Annotated in this window: 14 protein-coding genes; 10 read left to right on the forward strand and 4 right to left on the reverse strand. The window is 52.0% G+C overall.

Annotated elements, in window-relative coordinates; translation table 11 throughout:
• Positions 1-415 precede the first annotated feature (415 nt).
• Positions 416-1735 (reverse strand): ABC transporter substrate-binding protein, encoded by a 1320-nt coding sequence (locus tag MKX51_RS32800; protein WP_340995374.1) that lies wholly within the window; start codon positions 1733-1735, stop codon positions 416-418.
• A gap of 311 nt (positions 1736-2046) precedes the next feature.
• Between MKX51_RS32800 and ald the strand changes: the two genes are divergently transcribed.
• Together ald and MKX51_RS32810 are read left to right on the forward strand one after the other, a co-directional pair.
• Entirely contained in the window at positions 2047-3180 is a 1134-nt protein-coding gene (gene ald, locus MKX51_RS32805; protein WP_340945404.1) for an alanine dehydrogenase, read from the forward strand.
• A 357-nt stretch (positions 3181-3537) separates the two neighbouring features.
• The gene (locus MKX51_RS32810; protein WP_340995375.1) at positions 3538-4806 is read left to right on the forward strand and encodes a PucR family transcriptional regulator; all 1269 of its coding nucleotides are present in this window, start codon (positions 3538-3540) and stop codon (positions 4804-4806) included.
• Position 4807: 1 nt separating this feature from the next.
• On the opposite strand, the gene MKX51_RS32815 is transcribed toward MKX51_RS32810, so the two are convergent.
• Positions 4808-5206, reverse strand: a complete 399-nt coding sequence (locus MKX51_RS32815) for a GNAT family N-acetyltransferase (protein ID WP_340995377.1) — start codon at positions 5204-5206, stop codon at positions 4808-4810.
• A gap of 102 nt (positions 5207-5308) precedes the next feature.
• On the opposite strand from MKX51_RS32815, the gene MKX51_RS32820 reads away from it, so the two are divergent.
• The 4 genes from MKX51_RS32820 to MKX51_RS32835 all read left to right on the forward strand — a co-directional run bounded on the left by MKX51_RS32820 (position 5309) and on the right by MKX51_RS32835 (position 9617).
• Positions 5309-5791, forward strand: coding sequence for a copper amine oxidase N-terminal domain-containing protein (locus MKX51_RS32820; RefSeq protein ID WP_340995379.1), 483 nt, complete (start codon positions 5309-5311; stop codon positions 5789-5791).
• 323 nt (positions 5792-6114) lie between these two features.
• Positions 6115-6621: a hypothetical protein gene (locus MKX51_RS32825; RefSeq protein ID WP_340995380.1), complete on the forward strand. Its 507-nt coding sequence runs from the start codon at positions 6115-6117 to the stop codon at positions 6619-6621.
• Positions 6622-7016: 395 nt separating this feature from the next.
• Complete coding sequence (locus MKX51_RS32830; protein WP_340995382.1) at positions 7017-8717, forward strand: DUF4127 family protein; 1701 nt, start codon at positions 7017-7019, stop codon at positions 8715-8717.
• A 171-nt stretch (positions 8718-8888) separates the two neighbouring features.
• The gene (locus MKX51_RS32835) at positions 8889-9617 is read left to right on the forward strand and encodes a protein-glutamine gamma-glutamyltransferase (protein ID WP_340945393.1); all 729 of its coding nucleotides are present in this window, start codon (positions 8889-8891) and stop codon (positions 9615-9617) included.
• A 12-nt stretch (positions 9618-9629) separates the two neighbouring features.
• On the opposite strand, the gene MKX51_RS32840 is transcribed toward MKX51_RS32835, so the two are convergent.
• Together MKX51_RS32840 and MKX51_RS32845 are read right to left on the reverse strand one after the other, a co-directional pair.
• Complete coding sequence (locus MKX51_RS32840) at positions 9630-11246, reverse strand: response regulator (RefSeq protein ID WP_340995384.1); 1617 nt, start codon at positions 11244-11246, stop codon at positions 9630-9632.
• Positions 11221-13113: a cache domain-containing sensor histidine kinase gene (locus MKX51_RS32845; RefSeq protein ID WP_340995386.1), complete on the reverse strand. Its 1893-nt coding sequence runs from the start codon at positions 13111-13113 to the stop codon at positions 11221-11223. Before MKX51_RS32845 ends, MKX51_RS32840 begins: the two co-directional genes overlap by 26 nt.
• 81 nt (positions 13114-13194) lie before the next feature.
• Between MKX51_RS32845 and MKX51_RS32850 the strand changes: the two genes are divergently transcribed.
• From MKX51_RS32850 to MKX51_RS32865, 4 genes are all read left to right on the forward strand, one after another.
• Complete coding sequence (locus MKX51_RS32850; RefSeq protein ID WP_340995387.1) at positions 13195-14670, forward strand: ABC transporter substrate-binding protein; 1476 nt, start codon at positions 13195-13197, stop codon at positions 14668-14670.
• 250 nt (positions 14671-14920) lie between these two features.
• Positions 14921-16558: a hypothetical protein gene (locus MKX51_RS32855; protein WP_340995388.1), complete on the forward strand. Its 1638-nt coding sequence runs from the start codon at positions 14921-14923 to the stop codon at positions 16556-16558.
• Between the two features lie 860 nt (positions 16559-17418).
• Positions 17419-18825 carry a transposase gene (locus MKX51_RS32860; protein WP_340942798.1) on the forward strand — a complete coding sequence of 469 codons (1407 nt, stop codon included), beginning with the start codon at positions 17419-17421 and terminating at the stop codon, positions 18823-18825.
• Between the two features lie 483 nt (positions 18826-19308).
• Positions 19309-20298 (forward strand): ABC transporter permease, encoded by a 990-nt coding sequence (locus MKX51_RS32865; RefSeq protein ID WP_340995390.1) that lies wholly within the window; start codon positions 19309-19311, stop codon positions 20296-20298.
• Positions 20299-20301: the final 3 nt, after the last annotated feature.

Here is a 20301-nt window from a genome sequence, read left to right on the forward strand (position 1 = left end):
AAGGACCCGATGGAGTATGCAGGGGTATTTCTCGGCCAAAATCCTCGTGCCCACTGATACTAACCCCCTATGTTTGTGGACCGACGGACTCAGGTGCTCTTATTTGCCGAAAAGACCAACTTTATGCCGGCAGGCGGACTGAGAGGCCTTTATATCACTCCAGGTAGCCGGAAATGAAGGGGAAAATGGTAGTTAAGCGCATCTGAGTCCGCATAGTCTCCAGAATAGCCGGATTTGCCCAAATAAGCGCATCCAAGTCCGCAAGAACACGGCTGGAGCTTGCCGCGTTCATTCAAGGCTTAGTCTGTTCCTGATAGGGTAAGACAAAAGAAAGAGAGGCGCCATGATTCCCATGGCAAGCCTCCTGTATGATGCACGATATCTCTCCATTTCTTCTCTGTCCTCACCTTCGCCGCTACTTCTTCTGCTTCAAATACTCATTATGGCGGGCTGCCATGGCCTGCACGGTCTGGTCGAGCGGCTGCGAGCCGAGGAAATATTTCTCATACTCCTGTGAACGCAGGTCCATCACCTCTTGCGGCAGGCTGCGGACATAGGTGGGTGTCTTGTTATCGAACATGACGTACATCAGGGAGTCCAGATCGTAGGAGTCACTTTTGTCGCCGATGAGGCTCTTGAGCGCATCCTCCTGCTTGGCATCCTTGGAGGCCGGGAGTCTTCCGCCCGCAGCCATCGGGGACATGCCGCCATCGGAATACCACTTCAGGAACTCCCAGGCCGCTTCCTGCTTTTTGGACTTGGCGTTGATGGAGATGTAATCGCCGAGGCCCCCGCGTGTCACGTAATCACTGGCGGATTCAGCAAGCCGGGGTACCGGAGCGAAAGCGATTTTGAAATCACGCGGGAAGTCGGTGAAGTTATTCGAGCTGCGCAGCAGCCACGCCCCGATATTGAGCATCGGCACCTCTCCGCTGAGGAAGACCTGCTCCACCGGCATCTTGGAAGTCAATTGCTCGCCGAGCGGCGGTGTGGTCTTCTCCTCCTGCATCATTCCGTTCAGCGTCTCCAGCCATTGTCTGACCAGCGGATGATCGAGATTGGAGGTGCCGTCCGGCTTGGTGTAGCCCTCCTGGGACAGCACGGAGTCGATGGGGTCCACGAAGGGCTCCATATTTTGAATAAAACCGTACGAATCGCCGCTCTTCAGCTTCTTCGCATACTCACGCAGCTCATTCCAGGTCCATTCCTTCGGAACCGGCAGGTTGGCCTTATCGAGGGCGTCCTTGTTCAGGGCGATGAAGAACGGGCTTTTGGTCGTCGGAACGCCGTAGAACTTGCCGTCAATTTTCCAGCTCGCGGTGTCTGCGCCCATCTTCTCTTCAATGTTGTAATCGGTGAAGCCGCTGAGGTCCAAGGCCAGTCCCGATTCCACCCGCTTGGCGGCATGAGAAATCGTATAGTTCACGAACAAATCCACATCCTGGCCGGTAATCATCGCCGTGTCCAGCTTCAGATTGCCGTCATCATCATTGACATAGCGCACATATTCCACCTGAATATCGGGGTGCTCCTTGTTCCAGTTGTCCACGACCTGCTGCGGACCGGATTCCGGCGGGACACCGCCCCACATTTTGAGCGTTACCGGTGTATTTTTACCTGTGGCAGAGCTTCCATTGTCCGCTGAAGACGAATTACTGCTGTTCCCGCAGCCTGCGGCCAGGCCCATGACCAGAACGAGTGAAGTGATTCCGGCGATAACACGGCTCTTATTCAAAAGCGACAACCTCCCTATGTGTACTGTATAAGCTTGCAACTCAAGAATAGCAGATGGCCGGGAGCGTCAGAAGGAACAAAAAACAGGAGAATATGGAACATAACTTTACATTCTCTTTCCTGATAATGGCCAGAGCGGTTATAGTGCAGGGAAACGTTCTATTCGAAAGGAGCGGTTGCGGCGCTTCAAGCCCATTGTGTAAAAACACAATCATGTCAGATCCTGTTTTTCTTTTTACCCAAAATGCAGCTGAAAATCATATGTTATGATTCTTTACATAAGAGAACCCTACCTGACAGGAGCGATGAAAGATGATTATTGGCGTACCGAAAGAGATCAAAAACAACGAAAACCGCGTAGCGATTACCCCTGCGGGTGTGGTAAGTCTAAGCGCAGAAGGCCATAAGGTGCTTGTTGAGGCCGGAGCGGGTGCGGGCAGCGGCTTCCTGGACGAAGAGTACGCTGCAGCTGGTGCGGAATTGGTTGCAGAAGCCGCCGCAGTGTGGGCCGCCGCTGAAATGGTAATGAAGGTGAAAGAACCGCTGAGCAGTGAATACGGCTACTTCCGCCCTGGGCTTATCCTCTTCACGTATCTGCATCTGGCTCCAGAGCCGGCCCTGGCTGCCGCCCTTAAGGACAAAGGCGTATTCGCCATCGGCTATGAGACTGTAGTGGATGGCCGCACCCTGCCGCTGCTCACTCCGATGAGCGAGGTAGCCGGACGGATGGCAGTTCAGCTCGGTGCCCAGTTCCTGCAAAAGAACTACGGCGGACAGGGCATCCTGCTCTCCGGGGTTCCCGGCGTAAGCCGTGGTAAGGTCAGCATCATCGGCGGCGGTGTGGTCGGTACCAATGCAGCGAAGATGGCCATCGGGCTTGGCGCTGAGGTAACTATTATCGACCTGAGCGCAGACCGGCTCCGCCAGCTTGACGATATTTTCGGTGCCCAGATCAGCACCTTGATCTCTAATCCGTATAACATCGCTAAGGCGGTTGCTGACGCGGATCTGCTGGTAGGGGCTGTACTGATTCCAGGCGCGAAGGCACCTAAGCTGGTAACGGAAGCAATGGTGCAGACGATGAAGCCGGGCTCCGTCATTGTCGATGTGGCGATTGACCAGGGCGGGATTGTGGAGACGATTGACCGGGTGACCACGCATGACAACCCTGTCTTCGAGAAGCATGGGGTCCTGCACTATTCGGTCGCCAACATGCCAGGTGCAGTCGCCAAAACCTCGACCATCGCCCTAACCAACGTCACCGTTCCTTACGCGCTGCAAATTGCCAATAAAGGCGTATTCCAGGCGATCGAAGATGATGCCGGTCTAAAGAGCGGCGTCAACGTAGCCAACGGCAAAATCACCTGTCAGGCCGTCGCCGAAGCGCTTGGAGAAGAATACTTCACGGTTGAGGCCGCTGTAGAGCAGGAGTTCACGCTGATCTAATTTGCGGCGGGGGAGTAAACAGAAGAATGTGTGTCAGAGTCCGGTGAGCAATCACTGGGCTTTTTTTTGGCGAGTGGACCAGGCGGATGTAGGCGAAAAACCGAACATATTGGGCTGGAGCGAGGCTAGAGAGCTAAATGTAGGCGAAAACCGAACACAATGGGCTGGCGGGGGTCGAGCGCGTCTGACACCCGCCCCATGTAAGCTATCGCTCCACGTTATTTTGCTTTTGACGCAAATTCTTCATGATATGTCAGGTTTTCTACTGGAATCTGGTTTATTCCTATAGGCACGCGGCAGGCTGCGTACTATAATGTAATCACTTATTCTGCTATTCTTCAGGTTGGGGTGGGAACATTGGCACAATCAGAGCCGTCATTTGACCGTTTTTTTGACAGTATGGAGTCCCTGGCGGATACGCTCAGCGAATCGCTCCAGTCCCAGGTTACGATTGAGGACAGCAATCATCATGTGATCGGGTACAGCTCCCATCAGACGGAGAGTGATCCGGCACGAATCTCGACCATCATTGGCAAAAAGGTGCCCAGCACGGTCATTATCGGCCTGCGCAAAAAGGGAGTTATGCATGAGCTGGAGAGCAGCACGCATCCGATCCGCATCCCTGCGGTAATGGAGGTCGGGCTTGGCCCGCGGCTGGCCATGTGCATCAAGCACCAGCAGGAGATTCTGGGCTATATCTGGGTGGTGGACCGGGGGAATCTCGCCGCAGGGCAGGCGGAGGAACTTGTGGAGAAGGCTGCCGGGATTGCCGGGCGGTATCTGCTGAAGCAGCGCGGATGGAAGACGAAGCAGGAGAAGGCCATGGAGGATTTCTTCTGGAAGCTGCTGACCTCGCATTATGACAGCGAAGCGCATATCCGCCAGGAAGCGGAGGCCGGATCGGTGCTGCTGCCGGAGAACTATTACATTGGGGTGCTGGAGAGCAGCAGGCCGGTAGATGAGCATTTTCTGCAGCGTTTTCGCCGGGTAATGGACACCTTTACCGGGCAGCGGCTGCTGTTCCAGACCGCCGAGCAGAACCGGCTGATTATTCTTTTCTCCTTTATGTTTCCGGTGGAAGGGACCGGGCGTCTGTCTTCGTTCCTGCACAAGCTGCTAGGGGAGCTGGGCCAGAGCGAAGGCGGCAAGCTTACGGCAGGCTGCAGTCCTGAATATCGCGAATATACCTCGGCTGCTGAAGCATACCGCGAAGCGCTGCAGATTCTGGAGATGAAGAAGCTGCTGCCTTATCATACGCGTGAACTGCTGCTCTATGAAGAGATCGGGTTCTGGGCATACCTTCCGGCTATTCTGGAACAGAAACGGAGCCGCCCCCGCCGGAGCCCGCTGCTCTATCCTTTGAAGGAGCATGACCGTGAGCATAAGAGCGATTTGCTGAGAACCCTCGCTGTATACCTGTCGCTGGACGGCAATCTGAAGGCAGCGGCCGCTTTTCTGCATATTCATACCAATACCTTAATGTACCGCCTCAACAGGATCGCCGAGATTACAGGCCGGAGCCTCAAGGAGACCGACTACCGTACCTCCATCTACCTGGATCTTCTGACCGAGGAGACCGCGCAGGTAAATCTATGGTTCCAGGAGGCTTCCAGGTCAGGAGTGTAGCTTAATGTTTCCGGGCGATCCGAAACGCATTATTAGCCTGTTCAAAGCCGATCTGAGGATAGAACGATAGAGCTTCCTCGGAAGACAGCAGCACGATGGACACCTGATCTCCTAATGCCTCCTGAAGCAGCTGCACCAGGTCTTTGCCTATATTCTGCTTCTGATACTCCTTAATGACGGCCAGATCCGACAGATAACAGCAGTAGCAATAGTCGGTGATGGCCCGTGCCAATCCTACCACCCGGTCGCCATCCCAGCAGCTAATTAGGATATCGGCTTGATCGATCATTTTCTCCATACGGTCTAAATCATTGTGAGGACGCTTAAGCCCTGATAATCTAAACACCTCGGCCATTTGTTCAGGCAGCATTTTTTCGTTGACCTTAAATTCTAATGCCATAATGATTCTCCTTTTACATTCATTTTTATTATTCTAAGCTATAAATGAGCACCATTGGATAAAGAATACTCTTGCATCGTCTATAACTAAGTGGAGGTTTCTATGAGAAAAATAGTGAGCGTATTTCTCAGTGTCGCAGTGATTTCAATGAGCATTGGAGTGAATAGTATATTTGCTTCAGCTGCACCCGTTGGTAATATAGCTAGTGTCACATCTTCCAGAGAACATCCAAGTATTTTTATCAATAATGAAAAATTAGATATCTACGCTAATGTTACAACTCTAGGGACAACTCTTGTTCCTATGCGGCCTATATTTGAGGCTTATGGAATGACAGTAGAATGGGATAACACTACTAAAACAGTTACTGCGACAAAAGGAGATATTAAAATTAAGTTAACAAATAATTTATTTGAGGGGGTTGTGAACGGAAGTAAAGTGGTATTAACTCAGGCTCCTTCTTTAGAACCTGATAGTAATATATTCTTTGTGAATTTAAGATTTATCTCTGAAGCACTTGGTGCACAGGTGACTTGGAATAAAACGGCTAATGATGCCTCCGTGTATATTAATTTTCCTGAATAATACTGAATGAATTTAAAGAGCCTACCGTTCAAATGGGTAGGCTTTTTATGTTGAGAAGACTTACGGGTATATCCAACACTGTATCCGGGTAGATAGTACCAAAAAGAAAGAAAGTATTGACATAAATTTAACTTTAATCATAAATAATGTTAATATTATGTCAATCTTGGGTTCATTTGCTTTGATATAATTTCTGCTAAGTAAGTGAAAGGAGATTGGAGTGTTGAAAAAAGAGCTAGGATTATTGATGTTATTGAGTACTATTTTGCTGTCAGGGTGTGGGGGGGGATAAGCCCGCAACAGTCACGAAAGGTACGGGGGATTTGCCCAGTAAACAAGTAATAACTCAACCGGAACAGAATACAGATCGTTCTGGAGATTGTACTGTAGACCGTATAAGCTTGGATAGTGAAACAGCACAAAATTTCTATGGAACTTGGAAAGTTGAGAAACTTCTAGGGTTCGCAAATTCATACAATGATGCTTCCGAATATCCAACAGGGCAAAAATTTATTGGAGATAAAATTATCATCGAAAAAGACTTTTTTTCATCAAAAGGACTCAAAAACTATAAAAATTATCAATATGAACTTAAAAATCCATTATATCAGAATACAGCGACATGCTATAACTCTACCTCTTTTTATAGATTGTATAAAATTCAAATTCCAGACTTAAATGAAAATGATGAGGTACAGGCAATAGATATAAGTGACCCTTCTACAAAAATGAGCATACCTGTAAGTTTAAGCTTTTTAGCTGTTAATGACGACAGGCTTATCTTGTTATCAGAGGCAACTATTTTTGAGCTTAAAAAAATTACTGATTAATGAATTAAGGTTATGTTTTTAAACAAGAAAGGTCAGCCTTTTTAGCTGACCTTTCTTGTTTATGCCGTAAAACGATTAAACTATAGTGTATATACTGGATATTTGTGAGTATAACCCATGCCTTTACAGAATAAATTTGCCCCCTTCCTCTTGAAGAGTTCCTTCCTACACTATAAAGAGAGATTAGATTCCTTTTTTACAACCATTTTCCAAATAATAAGAACAAATGTTCCTATATTTTAACACTGTAAACACTAGAGTCAATGTAAATTCCCTTTTATGGACGGGTGGCAAAAAAAATTATTGTTCTGGTTGTAATCCATCAGTGTAAATTACCTTATATAGTGAGGGCATCTGTTCTGAGCCTATCTGCTAACTAGAGGAGTGTGATAGAAATGAAGAAAGTGCTATATGTACCATTGGATGACCGGCCTGTAAATCTAGATGATGTGATTGTGCAGGGCAGATCGGCGGGGATTCATGTGATCACACCGGATGTAACGGACCTTAAGAATCGCTTGGATTCGGAAAAGACAGTATCGGGCACAACCCTGCTGACCACTTCCTCACCGGCTTATGGAGATACCGCAAAAATCCGGCAATGGATTCTGGATCATGCGGCGTCCGTGGACGGTTTTATTCTGTCGGCGGACATGCTTGCCTACGGGGGATTGATTGGGAGCCGCCGTCTCCGGGCGGGTGCGGGTGGTGCCTACCCGGCGTATGACGCTGCAATTACACATCTGCTGGACGTCATCCGTGAAGTGAAGCAAGCTTACCCGGACAAGCCGGTGTATGTAATGGATACAATTATGAGGCTGGCGACCACCTCTTTTGCGGAAGGACTGGACCTCGCGGCCTATACGGAGTCCCGCAACTTCATGCTTCAACCGCGCAGAAGCTTCACAGCGTTTGACGATATTATCAGCGGATATAACCTGTCCCCGACGGGTGCCTATGGCAGTACGGCTACTTTTGATAAAGAGCAGTATTACAATACCAGAGCGCATAAATTCAAGACGAACCGCTATATTCTGGAGGTGCTGGCGCAGGAGGGGTCTATTGATTTCCTTGCTATCGGTGTGGATGATGCCAATACTCAGGGCGTGCAGATTAACGAGATTCATTATATGGAAGCAGGGATTAATGAATGGCTGGGCGGGACCCAGGGTCAACATCCGGACCGGGCCATCATTCTCCCGGATGCAGACGGACTGGGACAGTCCTTACTGGCGCGGATGGCGAATCAGCTCTACCGGAACGGAGCCACCACGAGGTATACCGTTGAATATTTCGGACCGCATGGCTCTACCCTTACGAGTCCGTATGAATATATGGATGTGCATCAGAATATCCTGCGGCATCTGGATATTGTGGGGGGGAAGGCGGTAGGCGATGCCCGTGAGGTGGAGATTATCGCGATTACAGCAGCGGATCAGGCGCTGGCTGCGGTTAACCGTATCGAGGATAACAATTCCCGCCTCATCCCTTCGGTAGTGATTGACTGTGTCGGCGCAGGTGCAGCAGATGCAAGTATAACTGAGGCTCTGCTGGGCAGCAGGCATACTGGCGCGCTATTAGGATATAGCGGCTGGAATACGCCGGGGAACAAAATCGGCCTCGCACTGGGCATGGCCCAGGCCCGGTATGCTTATGTCGTTACAGAGACCGATGCGGCGGCGCTGGATCTTGCAGTTAACGCTCACGGCTCGCTATTGTTCAAGCGCTTCCTGAAGGATTACTTCTACAAAAGGCTGGCGATTGGCGAAATCCGGACGTACTCCAGAGCCCATTCGCTCTATGATAATGTTGCAACATTTACCGATCAGAATATGCTGTTGTTTAATAGCCCTGAGGATTATGCTCATCTGCAGGACATGCTTAAAGAGCGGATGCAGACACACACGGCCACGCTTGCCGGAACGTGCGCCTTCCTGATTGGCAGTGCTGAACCGGCGTGCAGTATCCGGCAGGTTAGCGGAAACGGCTGGTCTTTCTCCGAATACGCCAGCGCGGTACTTCCATACGATGATCCCGATTATATTTGGGGCCGTGCCTTTGAAATAACTTTGAATCCTCATGTCACGTTAGAATAATAGGTGTCCCTGATAGGCAGCTCTCCGTGGATAGATTACGGGGGGCTGTCTTGTTGTAAGTGTGTATTTGCAGGGGATTTGTTGCTGAGTTCATCTCCTGCGCACCAATAGGAGGCCCGACACGTACAATAACCTATATTTCATGACAAGAAGACGAAAGGGGGAAGCAGAATGGGGTATGGATACGCGGCTCCGGCGGATATGGCTTTTGAGAGTAGAATGCGGGGGGAGATTATTGCGGCAGCCCGGGCAATGAATGTAGGGGGGACTGATTTCTCGACCTTCAGTAACTCCCGCTGCAATCCGAGATATTGGAATCGTACAGCGGGCGGCGGTTTTGAATTGAAGGCAGGGGTCGCGCCTTCGGCGGCGATTAATGATATTTTTGTGAATGGACAGCTGTATGCCTTTGAATGTGCTATGGCGATGGTGATGATTCTATATAGAGCAACCATTAACATGATCGGGGAGGCGGCCTTCAACCGTTATTTCACCGGCCTGTACCTGTGGGACTGGAACTATGACAGCAATCTGAAGCTGATTACCACGTTCAACCGGGCCGAGCTGCAGCCGGGCGATGTGGTCTATTTCAAGAATCCCGACCATGATCCGGCTAAGCCGGAATGGCAGGGGGAGAACGCGATTATGTTGTCCAGAGACAGTTACTACGGACACGGGCTCGGGATTAAGAATGCCACTCAGATGATAACCTCGCTCAACAGGGAGCGGGTGCCGGGCAGCCGGACCTCTGCCTATCTGGCGGATGAGGGGCTTCACCCGGATTTTGCCTATATTGCTTCTCTTGGCAACTCACGACTGAGCCCGCCGGTCTCCGCCAAAGTGAATGCAAAAACGTCCATCTTCTCCAGAATAGGTACGAAATCCTATATTGTCCGCTAGAGCGGCAGCGGTCTAATCCTTGGCCGAACGGAACTTGAGCGGGTGCAGGCCGGTGGTTTTTTTGAAAACAGTACTGAAATAATGGGGATTCTCATAGCCGACCCGCTCTGAGATCTCCATGACCTTCAGGTCCGTGGTCAGCAGCAGCTCCTTCGCCTTGCCTATGCGGATCTGGGTGATATAGTCGGTAATGGTTCCGCCGGTCTCCTTCTTGAACAGCAGGCTGATGTAGTTAGGTGTCAGAAACACCTCCTCGGCAATCCTGGATACGGACAGCTCCGAGGCGTATCCCTCCTGAACGATGGTGCGGATGCTGCTGACGATCCGGCTGTTCCTGGAGGTGTTCTTGCCTGCTACATAAGCGCTTAAGTCATGCAGGAGCGACAGCATATGCGCCTTAAGGCCGGTGATCGTGGTCTGCTGGTACAGCTTATCCATGATGCTAATCCGGTCGCTTAGCACCTGCCCAATATCCTCATCTATCTCATACAGGGCTCTGGCGGAGGTGAAAATCATCTCTGCGCAGATACTCTGCACGTATTCAATTCTATGCTTGGGACCGGCCAGTCCATCGAACAGCTGCTCCAGCAGCCGGGTGACGGTGTCCGTATGTCCTGCCTTCAATTCATTCATTAGCCGGGCCTGAAGTTTATAGATAAAGGTGCTCTGCAGCTTCTCTGTGTCGGGCTGAATATCATTAATGTAGAGGACGGAGGCAGGCCCGGTATAGAATTTGTACACCAGCGCGGCCAGCGCATCCTTATAGGAATCCTCAAGCTGGCCCGCCAGCGGACAAGCCCGCCCGATGCCGACGGAGGCATCCAGCCGCAGATACTTCTGAATATTAGCGATGATGTGTTCGCAGGTCCCGGAGATGGAGTGGGACGGAGGTGTCTGCGGGGTGCAGATCACCATAATGAATTCGTTCTCGCTGGCCACGAAGCTGATGGCACAGGGGTGGCTGTCCAGGCTCTCCTGAATGATATTTTGGATAGAAAAATAAAGCAGCTGCTTATGCTCCTCCGAGTATTTATCCACCGCGCTCCGGTATTCATCCAGCTGGAGTACACAGACGCTGAGAAGCGTCCCCTGCTGGAAGGGCAGGGCGAAATACTGTATCTTCTGCCAGATTTCCTCCTCCCTGCGGTAGAGGCCGGTGATCAGATTCTGAAGGAATTTCTCCCGCAGCAGCGGCATATTGTCTTGAAGCTGCTGCTTAAGCTGCTCCAGATCAAGCTGCTGCTCGCGTTCCTCTGTCAGCTTGGCCACCGCCTGGCGGAAGACACTGCGGATCTCGGGCAGCTTGACCGGCTTCAGAATATATCCCTCGGCGTTCACCTTCAGCGCCTCCCGGGCGTAGGCGAAGTCCTGGGCGCCGCTGATAATAATAATCCGGGCCTTGCAGCCTGCCTCCCGCAGCTTCTCTGCTACCTCAAGCCCCCCCATTAGCGGCATCATAATGTCGGTGAACAGGATGTCAGGCCTGAGCTTCAGGCATAATTCGTAGGCCTCCAGCCCGTCTGAGGCTTCCCCGATAATCTCAATCCCGAACTCTTCCTGCCAATCGAACACACGGATCAGACTGCTGCGGATAAACGGCTCGTCATCCGCTATGATCATCGTTAACATCTTCATTCACCTCATTCCAAGTAGTGACCACCGGGAACCGGATGACAGCCAGCAGACCGCAGCCGTCTTCGGTATTGTCGTAATAACGGATGCCGTAGGACTCTCCAAAAAACTGCCGGATCCGCATATGCACATTGCGGATGCCGTAAGACTGATTGCCCGGCTGCGGGTCTGCCAGCAGCTGGTTCAGCCGTGCGGGATCGGCGCCTATTCCATCGTCGAACACGGAGATGCTAAGCAGCTCCTGCGTCTGCTCTACCCGGATGCGGATCGTGCCGGTGCCCCGCCGCTGCTGAATGCCGTGAATCAGGGAATTCTCCACCAGCGGCTGGAGACTAAGCTTCACCACCAGACATTCCTCTGCCAGCGCCCGGTCCGTCTCCTCCAGCTCATAGTGAAGCCGGTCCTGGAAGCGGAACTGCTGAATCTGCAGATAGCTCTCGACCTGCCGCAGCTCATCGCGGAGCGGGATAATATTGCGGCCCTTGCTCAGGCTGTACCGGAAGAAATCCGAGAGCGAGGTGACCATGCTGCTGATCTCGGGGATATCGTGGTTAATGGCAATCCAGTTAATGGAGTCCAGGGTATTGTAGAGAAAATGCGGATTGATCTGGGCCTGGAGCATTTGCAGCTCGGCTTCCTTTTTGCGCAGCTCGGTGACGTAGAGCTTGTCGATCAGCGCCTTAATCTGCTGGAGCAGCTTGTTGTAGCGGTTGAATAAATAGGAGAATTCATCCTTGCGCCGGTAACGGATGGGGATATTGAAGTTCCCGCTCTCGGCATGCGACATCGACTGGATGAACTTGCGGATCGGGGCGGAGATATTCTCGGACAGCAGCAGGGCCATCAGGAAGGAGACGAGCATGCAGATGACAATTACGACATACATCACCCGGCGGAAGGAGACCAGCTCTCCGTTAAGCTCGCGGACAGGCGAGAAGGACAGGATCGTCCAGCCGGTATTCTCCAGCGTCTTGTACGAGACGAGCATCTCCTCGCTGCCGATAGAGTGGCGGAAGGAATGCAGAGCGGATGAGTGGTCCGGAGAGAGAGGGTTGCTGGTACTGTCAGCAGGGCCTATAGTCAAGCTAAGCTTACTGTAATAATCCTGAGCGGCGATATTCTGGCCGATGAGGGACGGCTCGGGGCTGATGGCGATGGTTCCAGCTCTGTCTGCGATGTAGACTTTACTGCCGGGCGTGGGCTTATAATGCTCCAGGAGTGTGCTGAATTCGGCTACCGGGATATCTAAGGTGAGCAGTCCGACATAGGGCAGCTGTGCATGCCGGATACCAAACAGGCGCTTCGCGAATTTGAGGGTGAATCTGGAATCCAGTGAGCTAAGGCCCACCACGGCAAAATCGGCTTTGGCCGGAATGCTTAAATACCAGGGCTTCAAGGTAATAAGATCGATATTGAATACACGCCGTGAGAAATTATATTGGGTATATTCCGGCCGGTTCAGCATATAGAGCATAGGGACGAAGCTGTTGCCGGAGGTCCCGTTCGCGGGGAAATCCTCAAGGATTCTGCTAAGGGCGGCCAGCTCATTAATGATTCCGGTGCTGTCTGCAGGCCGGTTGGAGGAGATGAGGTCAGCGAATTCAGAATTCAGGTACAGCGCGGTCATGGATTGATTAGCGGCTTCGAACCGCCGGGCCAGATTATCCTGAACCAGATTGAAGTTATTCTCAATCGATGTATTCATATTCCGGGTAATGATCCCGGCGGATTTGTTATAGATGGTGACCGAGATGATCGTGGTCGGGAGGAGAACGAGGAAGAGAAAGTAGAGGATCAGACGGCTGCGGATGCTGAAGTTATACAGGAAGAGAGCCTTCGACAACGAATCGTAATATTTCTTCATCGGAGTCCTCCTTCAGTAAGTCAATAATTGGTATACATTGTAAAACGCTTGAAGTCAGGATGTCAACGCAGGAGGTGCGGTGTGAAAAGGTTACTGTTCTATCTTATTGCCATCTTAGGTTGCGGGCTGGCTATCTATACTTTTGTCTATGACCGCCCGCTGCTGCCGGACCTCACTCAAGGCGGGAAGGCTCTACCGGCGGCGCAGACCATCCGGGTGAGGGTCGCCCTGTCTGACTGGACGGAGAACCTGGAAGTGAAGAATGCCATCAGCCATTATAATAAAACGAATCCCGATCAGATTGAGATCGTAATGATGAACCTTGCTACAGACGCCTACGACGATACCTTAAATATGCTGATGACCTCCGGGCAGGGGCCGGATGTGTTCAGTGTCGATAACGCCTGGCTGGCCACTTACGTCAACAAGGGGTATCTTGCTAATCTGTCTGCTGATCTGGATGCCGGATGGCTGTTGCGTTTTCCGGTATGGGCCAGGAAGTACGCGTCCGGCCCGTTGTTCAAGGGCGGAATCTACTTCATGCCCTCCAGTATTGATACCGTGCGTCTGATCTATAATAAGCAATTGTTCCGGACCGCCGGACTTGACCCGGAGCAGCCTCCGCTTACCTTCGCCGCACTGGAGCAGGCGGCCCTGCAGATCAGCCGGGCCGGAGCGCCGGTGAACAAATACGGCTTCGCGTTGCCCGCCGGGGATAGCCGGGCCAGTCTCCAGGCCGGGCTGGAGCTATCGAATACCTTCAGCGGTTATTATCTCTATGATTACCGGTCGGGCCGTTATGACCTGAGTGTGTATGCCCCTTGGCTGCAAATGGTGCGGGAGATGAAGCAGCAGGGCAGCCTCTACCCGGGGGAGACTCTTCTGAAGCTGAGCAGCGCGCTCCGGCAGTTCGCGGATGGCAATATCGGCATGATGTATGTTACCAGCAAAGATTATGTCAAGCTGCAGGAGTATATGCCTAAGGATGACTGGGGGGTGGCGCTCCCTCCGGCGGCAGACCTGTCACGGCGCGGGGCCGGGGCCCTGATGATGGTCCCCCAAGCTCCGCTGGTGGTGAACAGTGCGGCGCAGAGCCGGGAGGCTGCGGTGAAGGTCTGGACTTTTCTTCAATCGAAGGAGTTCCTGGGCATGCTGTATCAGCAGGCGCTCGCCCTCCCGGTGACAGACGGGATTATGGATAAGCCGGGCGCTTCACGCGGGCTGCGCCACTTCAGGGAATTCTATCCCACCGCAGCAGAATCGATCTATCCGCTATCCCCGCAAATCATGGACCAGTATGATCCGAATACGGTATCCATGGAGCCGCGTTATTCAGGCGACCGTCCAAGAATGCAGCTGTATCTGCGGATCATCGCGGGGGACATTCCGCTGGACCAGGGACTGGGCAGCGAGAGTGAGCGGCTGAATCAGATGCTGGACATTGCAGCTACCGGGTATTCTTTTCGGCGTGAGGAATATATCTATCCGCAGTTCGATCCCCGCGCCCCGTTATTGGGGGAGAGCCTGCAGAACCGTTCGAGCAGCGGACGGAAATAGAATAGGCTTATATTCAGGGACCTTTCCCGGCCATTGCGGCTCGCGGGAGGGCCCTTTTGTGTTGTCTCCTATTTATATGGGATGTCTGCCGGAATCTAGCTCTACTGCACACACCGTGCCGGAATCGCAGAATATTACTATATTGATCCATCTTTCTGCTGCTAGCTTCTATGTAGTCAAAAGATAGATTAAGCGAGGAAAGGACAATCTAGCAGTAGAATACAAATCTGTCGTTAAAGGAGATTGGGAAATGACTCTACTATCTACAGGACCACTGGAAAACAATGCAGTTGGAGGGGTAAGACCCACCACACAGGTTACGGTCAGAATAGATAACCGCAGCAGCGTTTCAGCTTCTACAGTATTGGTACAAGGCTATTACATGCAGGGGGGCATGCGGGTACTGTATGTCAGTCAACCACTTAATATAGCTGCCAATGAATCTATTACTTCTACTTATTATGCGGATTTGGATGCTTTTGAATTTGTGTTTGTCACTCCGGCTACTGGGGATGACCCGATTCAGATCTCCGTATGGGGCAAGAGCAGCACCGGCCAGCTCGTCACCGCCCACCGGGTGGTCTCGGCTGAATTATTGGGCGATACTGGCGGTACGGGGGCCACTGGAGCGAACGGGGCGACCGGAGCCACAGGCCCGGCAGGCGCGACGGGAGTGGGAGTAACCGGGGCGACTGGTGCTGGAGCGACCGGAGTAACGGGCCCGACAGGCGGGACAGGCGCAACGGGAGTGACAGGTCCAACAGGCGCAACGGGCGCGGGAGTGACCGGTGCAACGGGTGCGACCGGAGTGACGGGTCCGACAGGCGCAACAGGCGCAACGGGCGTGGGAGTGACCGGGGCGACCGGTGCTGGAGCGACCGGAGTGACGGGTCCGACAGGCGGGACAGGCGCAACGGGCGTGACGGGTCCAACAGGCGCAACGGGCGCTGGAGTGACCGGTGCGACCGGAGCAACGGGTGGGACCGGAGTAACGGGCCCGACAGGCGGGACAGGCGCAACGGGAGTGGGAGTAACCGGGGCGACCGGGGCTGGAGCGACTGGAGTGACGGGTCCGACAGGCGCAACGGGTGCGACCGGAGTGACGGGTCTGACAGGCGCAACAGGCGCAACGGGCGTGGGAGTAACCGGGGCGACCGGGGCTGGAGCGACTGGAGTGACGGGTCCGACAGGCGCAACGGGAGTGGGAGTGACCGGGGCGACTGGGGCTGGAGCGACTGGAGTGACGGGTCCGACAGGCGCAACGGGAGTGACAGGTGCGACCGGTGCGACCGGTGCGACAGGCGCAACGGGAGTGGGAGTGGCAGGAGTGGCAGGAGAGGCGGGAGCAGCAGGAGCTACGGGGGTGACCGGAGCGACTGGAGCGACCGGTGCGACTGGCCCGAATTTTGCATCAGAAGGGTTCTCCGCATTGCTGCCGACGTTCTCGGCCACGACCAGTACGCAGCTTACGGGCTGGACGGTGACTTCGCCTTACTATGACAGTGCGACATTTAATGAGACTACCGGTAACTATACCATTCCAGCAACAGGCCGATATTCGTTTGAGGCGACCATTAACTACAGCACTACGGCTGCAATCTCCATTGCGATAGGTGCGGGAATTGATCCGGCTTTTGTGGTGCGGAGAACGTCTCCTACCGTGACAGATCTGGTCACCGGACTGTTCCCTCTGCTGAATGTTAACATTGCGCTTGTGTTGTCCCTGCGGACGATACTGGGCAATGGCACAGTATCCTTGACGGGTGAATTTGAATTAACGGCAGGCGATGTAATCGGACTGTTCTATGTAGCAGACGGATTAACTATTCCGCTTGATCTTGGCGGCTCCTCGTCGGGCGTCGTATGGTCTGTTCACAGACTGACTTAATCCCGGCAGGCGGATCAGACCCATAAGCTTCAGCTAAAAGAGCGTTCCACAGCAATCATTGTGGAGCGCCTTTTTTGTTGTATAGGAAACTATAGTTTCCTTCTGCTGTGGAAAAGGGGTGTGTAAATTTGTGGATACGAGTTCTTTAAATGATTCGTAGAATGACTTTGATGCTGAATGTGACTGAAGGCTGAGGGTATGCTTACAACCGAATACAATTGGCTGTTACAGCGGAATATGGACCCAATCTAAGTGAAAAACAGCATACATTATACTCGCAAGCAGGCATATGAACCAATGTAAGTGAAAAACAGCATACATTGAGCTCGCAAGCAGGCGCACGCCCTGAATATATGTGAAAAACAGCATACATTATACTCGGAAGCAGGCATACGACCTGAATGTATGTGAAAAACAGCATACATTGTGTTCGCGCGAAGGTAATCTTGTTTAACGCAGGGTGATTATGTTCAAATATAAGAATTTATATGTTGCACACGATAAATTATCCTTCTATTTCCCGCTGAAACGGTACCGTCCTTTAAAAGGACGGCAAAGCCGTTTCCACTTGCTGTTTAGGAAATTATGATTTTCGGCAGTAACATTTTAAGAGGAATCCTGCAATAAGTGCAACAAATACTGCCCCAAAGAAGCGGTCAATGCTGAAATCCTGCACGAACGAGACAATTTCATAATTCAAAACCCTTGCTATACCTGGTTTTTTTGAGCATAGAAAAAGGAGTACCTCCCCAAATTCTCGAAGTTATAGGCGACGAAACCAACACCCGAGAAGAAAAGAGGTAATCCCCATCTATTCTATTCGACAAGAAGAACTGTTTTCCTTCGAGGAATTGCTCCAAATGAGTCCAGAAGATAAATACAGCCAAATCTTTGAACACTTACATTTAGCTCCAGTTCTGTTCGCACTGGGGAAAAAGAACCATCGCGGACGGCCTGAAAAATTAAATGTACCTGCCATGATCTACTCGCTGCTGATTGCAAAAATGGAGAACATCGAGTTTGTCTCTGCCTTGGTTCGGCGACTGAATCATAGCAACGAATTTCGAGTCCAGTGCCGGTTCACCGGCTCGGATAACATTCCAAGTCAGGCCTCCTATTCCCGTTTGATTCATGCGCTGGAGCAAACGGGAATGCTGGAACAACTTCAGGATCGCCTAGTCACGTCTGCCCTAGAAGAAGGCTTTGTGAGCGGAACCCATCTGGCTGTGGATTCCTCCATGGTCGAGGCTTGGGATTGCCAATTTAGCGAATCGGCCTCCAAGCGTCGTGCGGCTCGCCGGGGGCAAAAGAAAGGCGAAGCTTCGGTGGCCGAGCAAATTCAGCTCGAACATCCCGAGCCTGAGCCTAAGGTGGCGAACGAGCCGCTGAAGAAACCCAGATATAGCAAGCCCGGCCGTCCATCCCAGGCGGAAAAGGAACGTCGGCGCGAGGAAATGGAAGCCTATGAACAAAGTCTCGGACCGTTCCAGAAAACCATTGAAGCGATGTTGCCGTACCCGTACGATGAACTACTGACCGCGTTGCCCCGGCATGCTGCGCGTTGTGACAAGAAAAATACGAAGGGCCGAATGACCAGCTATTACGGGTTCAAGGCGAATCTGCTGGTCGACACGGACAGCCAGTATATCCTCAGCGGCCTCTTTAGTTCGGCCAATCCGAATGACCAGCGTATGGCGGTCGTCCTTCTCAAAGGCCTGCTCCTGAAGTTTCCGATGCTAAAGGTCAAGCATATCTTGGGCGACAAGGGGTACGATTGCGCGGCGGTCTACCAGTTGATTCATTCGCTCGGCGCCTATCCTGCGATTTCCCTGATTCACCACAAAGACCCGCCTGCGGGAATGAATCTGGATTACACGCCGGTGTGCGCTCAAGGGCATGCGTACCGTTACGACAGTTTTGATGCCAAATATGAGACCCTGAAGTACACCCGGCCTAGTGAATGCAAAGGCTGTGCGCTTTCCGGTACCGAATGCCAAAAAGTGTTTAAAATTCGAATCCAAACGGATTTGCGTTTACACACCTATCCCGCCAGAGGTAGCGAAAGTTTTACAACACTGTACAAGAAGCGTACGGCTGTGGAGCGTGTGTTTGCCTATCTCAAAGAGTATTTCGGGATGAAGCGCACACGCCACCGCGGTGTCCGGGCAAGTGTCGATTTCCAGCTCAGTACGCTCGCGTACAATTTGAGTAAGTTTGCGTTAGACAAATTGAACCAGCAGTTGAGGAATTCCCAGCAAATCGCCTGATTTTTTAAAAATGTGACCTTAGATTTTGGCCTAATCTTGCTATTTAACAAATTGAATTATGAAATTGACTCCGAACTGCAACAAATTCAGCGCTAACTTGCTCGAAGCACCGGAATTTGTGCAAATCATGCAACATTGTACTTGCAACCAGTAAAAGGTATAGGTGAATCCTGCCAAAAGTGCAACATTACTGCTCCTTAAAAGCGGCCGGTGAGAAGGCGTGTGGACAAAATGTATGCGAAAAACCGAACACAATACGTTGCCGCGAAGATGCGTGGGTGGGATGCAACCTAAAAAAAGGGAGCACGGGGAGCATTACTGCCCCTGAATTCGCAGATGTCCAGAAGCAGAAGCGAGGCCCTTCCAAACTCCGTAGGATTTTGAACTTTTATTATAGATGGCCTTATTTAGCATGGGGCCGCCTGCGGCTACACTTAAGTCAGGGAAGAGGGAGACTGCTGAAGGAATCAGGAGGCGGAAGGAATGATTACTCAAGGGAAGAGAAGTGTGGCGGGTCCGGGCAGCAGCTTACCGGTACGCAAGAGCACGAAGAAGAAGCCCATGATGCTGAAGCATCTGCTGAAGCATAAGGTGCTGCTGCTGATGCTGCTGCCGGGCGTAGTGTTTTTGCTGATCAACAATTATCTGCCGATGTTCGGGATTGTGATTGCGTTCAAGAATATCAACTATGTGGACGGGATTCTTGGCAGTCCGTGGGTGGGGCTGGATAACTTCAAATTCCTGTTCGCCACCTCGGATGCCTGGATTATCACGCGCAATACGGTGCTCTACAACTTCGTGTTCATTGTGCTCAATCTGGTTTTTGCCGTATCCATCGCGGTTGCCCTGAATGAGCTGAGGAACAAGCTGGCCGCCAAATTCTATCAGAGCATCATGTTCTTCCCCTACTTCCTGTCGATGGTGGTGGTGAGCTATCTGGTGTTCGCTTTTCTGAATGTTGAATACGGTTTCATTAATAAAGGGGTCTTCGCCCTGTTCGGGCTGGATGAGCTGAACTGGTATTCGGAGCCGAAGTACTGGCCGTTCATTCTGCCGCTGATCAATCTCTGGAAAGGGGTGGGCTATGGCTGTGTCATCTATCTGGCGGCGATTATCGGCATTGACAACGAGTACTATGAAGCGGCTCTGATCGACGGTGCCAGCAAGTGGAAGCAGATTCTGCACATCACCATTCCGCTGATCCGGCCGGTCATTATTATTACAACGATTCTGGCGATCGGGGGCATCTTCCGTTCCGACTTCGGGCTGTTCTACCAGACGACACTGAACTCCGGGGCGCTGTACCCGACCACACTGGTCATCGACACCTACGTCTATAACGCGCTGATTAATATGGGTAACTTGGGGATGTCCGCAGCGGCCGGATTATACCAATCGGTGGTCGGCTTTTTCCTGGTCCTCGGCTCGAACTGGATCGTGCGTAAGGTTGACAAGGATCAGGCGGTTTTCTAGATA

The sequence above is a fragment of the Paenibacillus sp. FSL M7-0420 genome (assembly GCF_038002345.1).
GTDB lineage: Bacteria > Bacillota > Bacilli > Paenibacillales > Paenibacillaceae > Paenibacillus_AQ.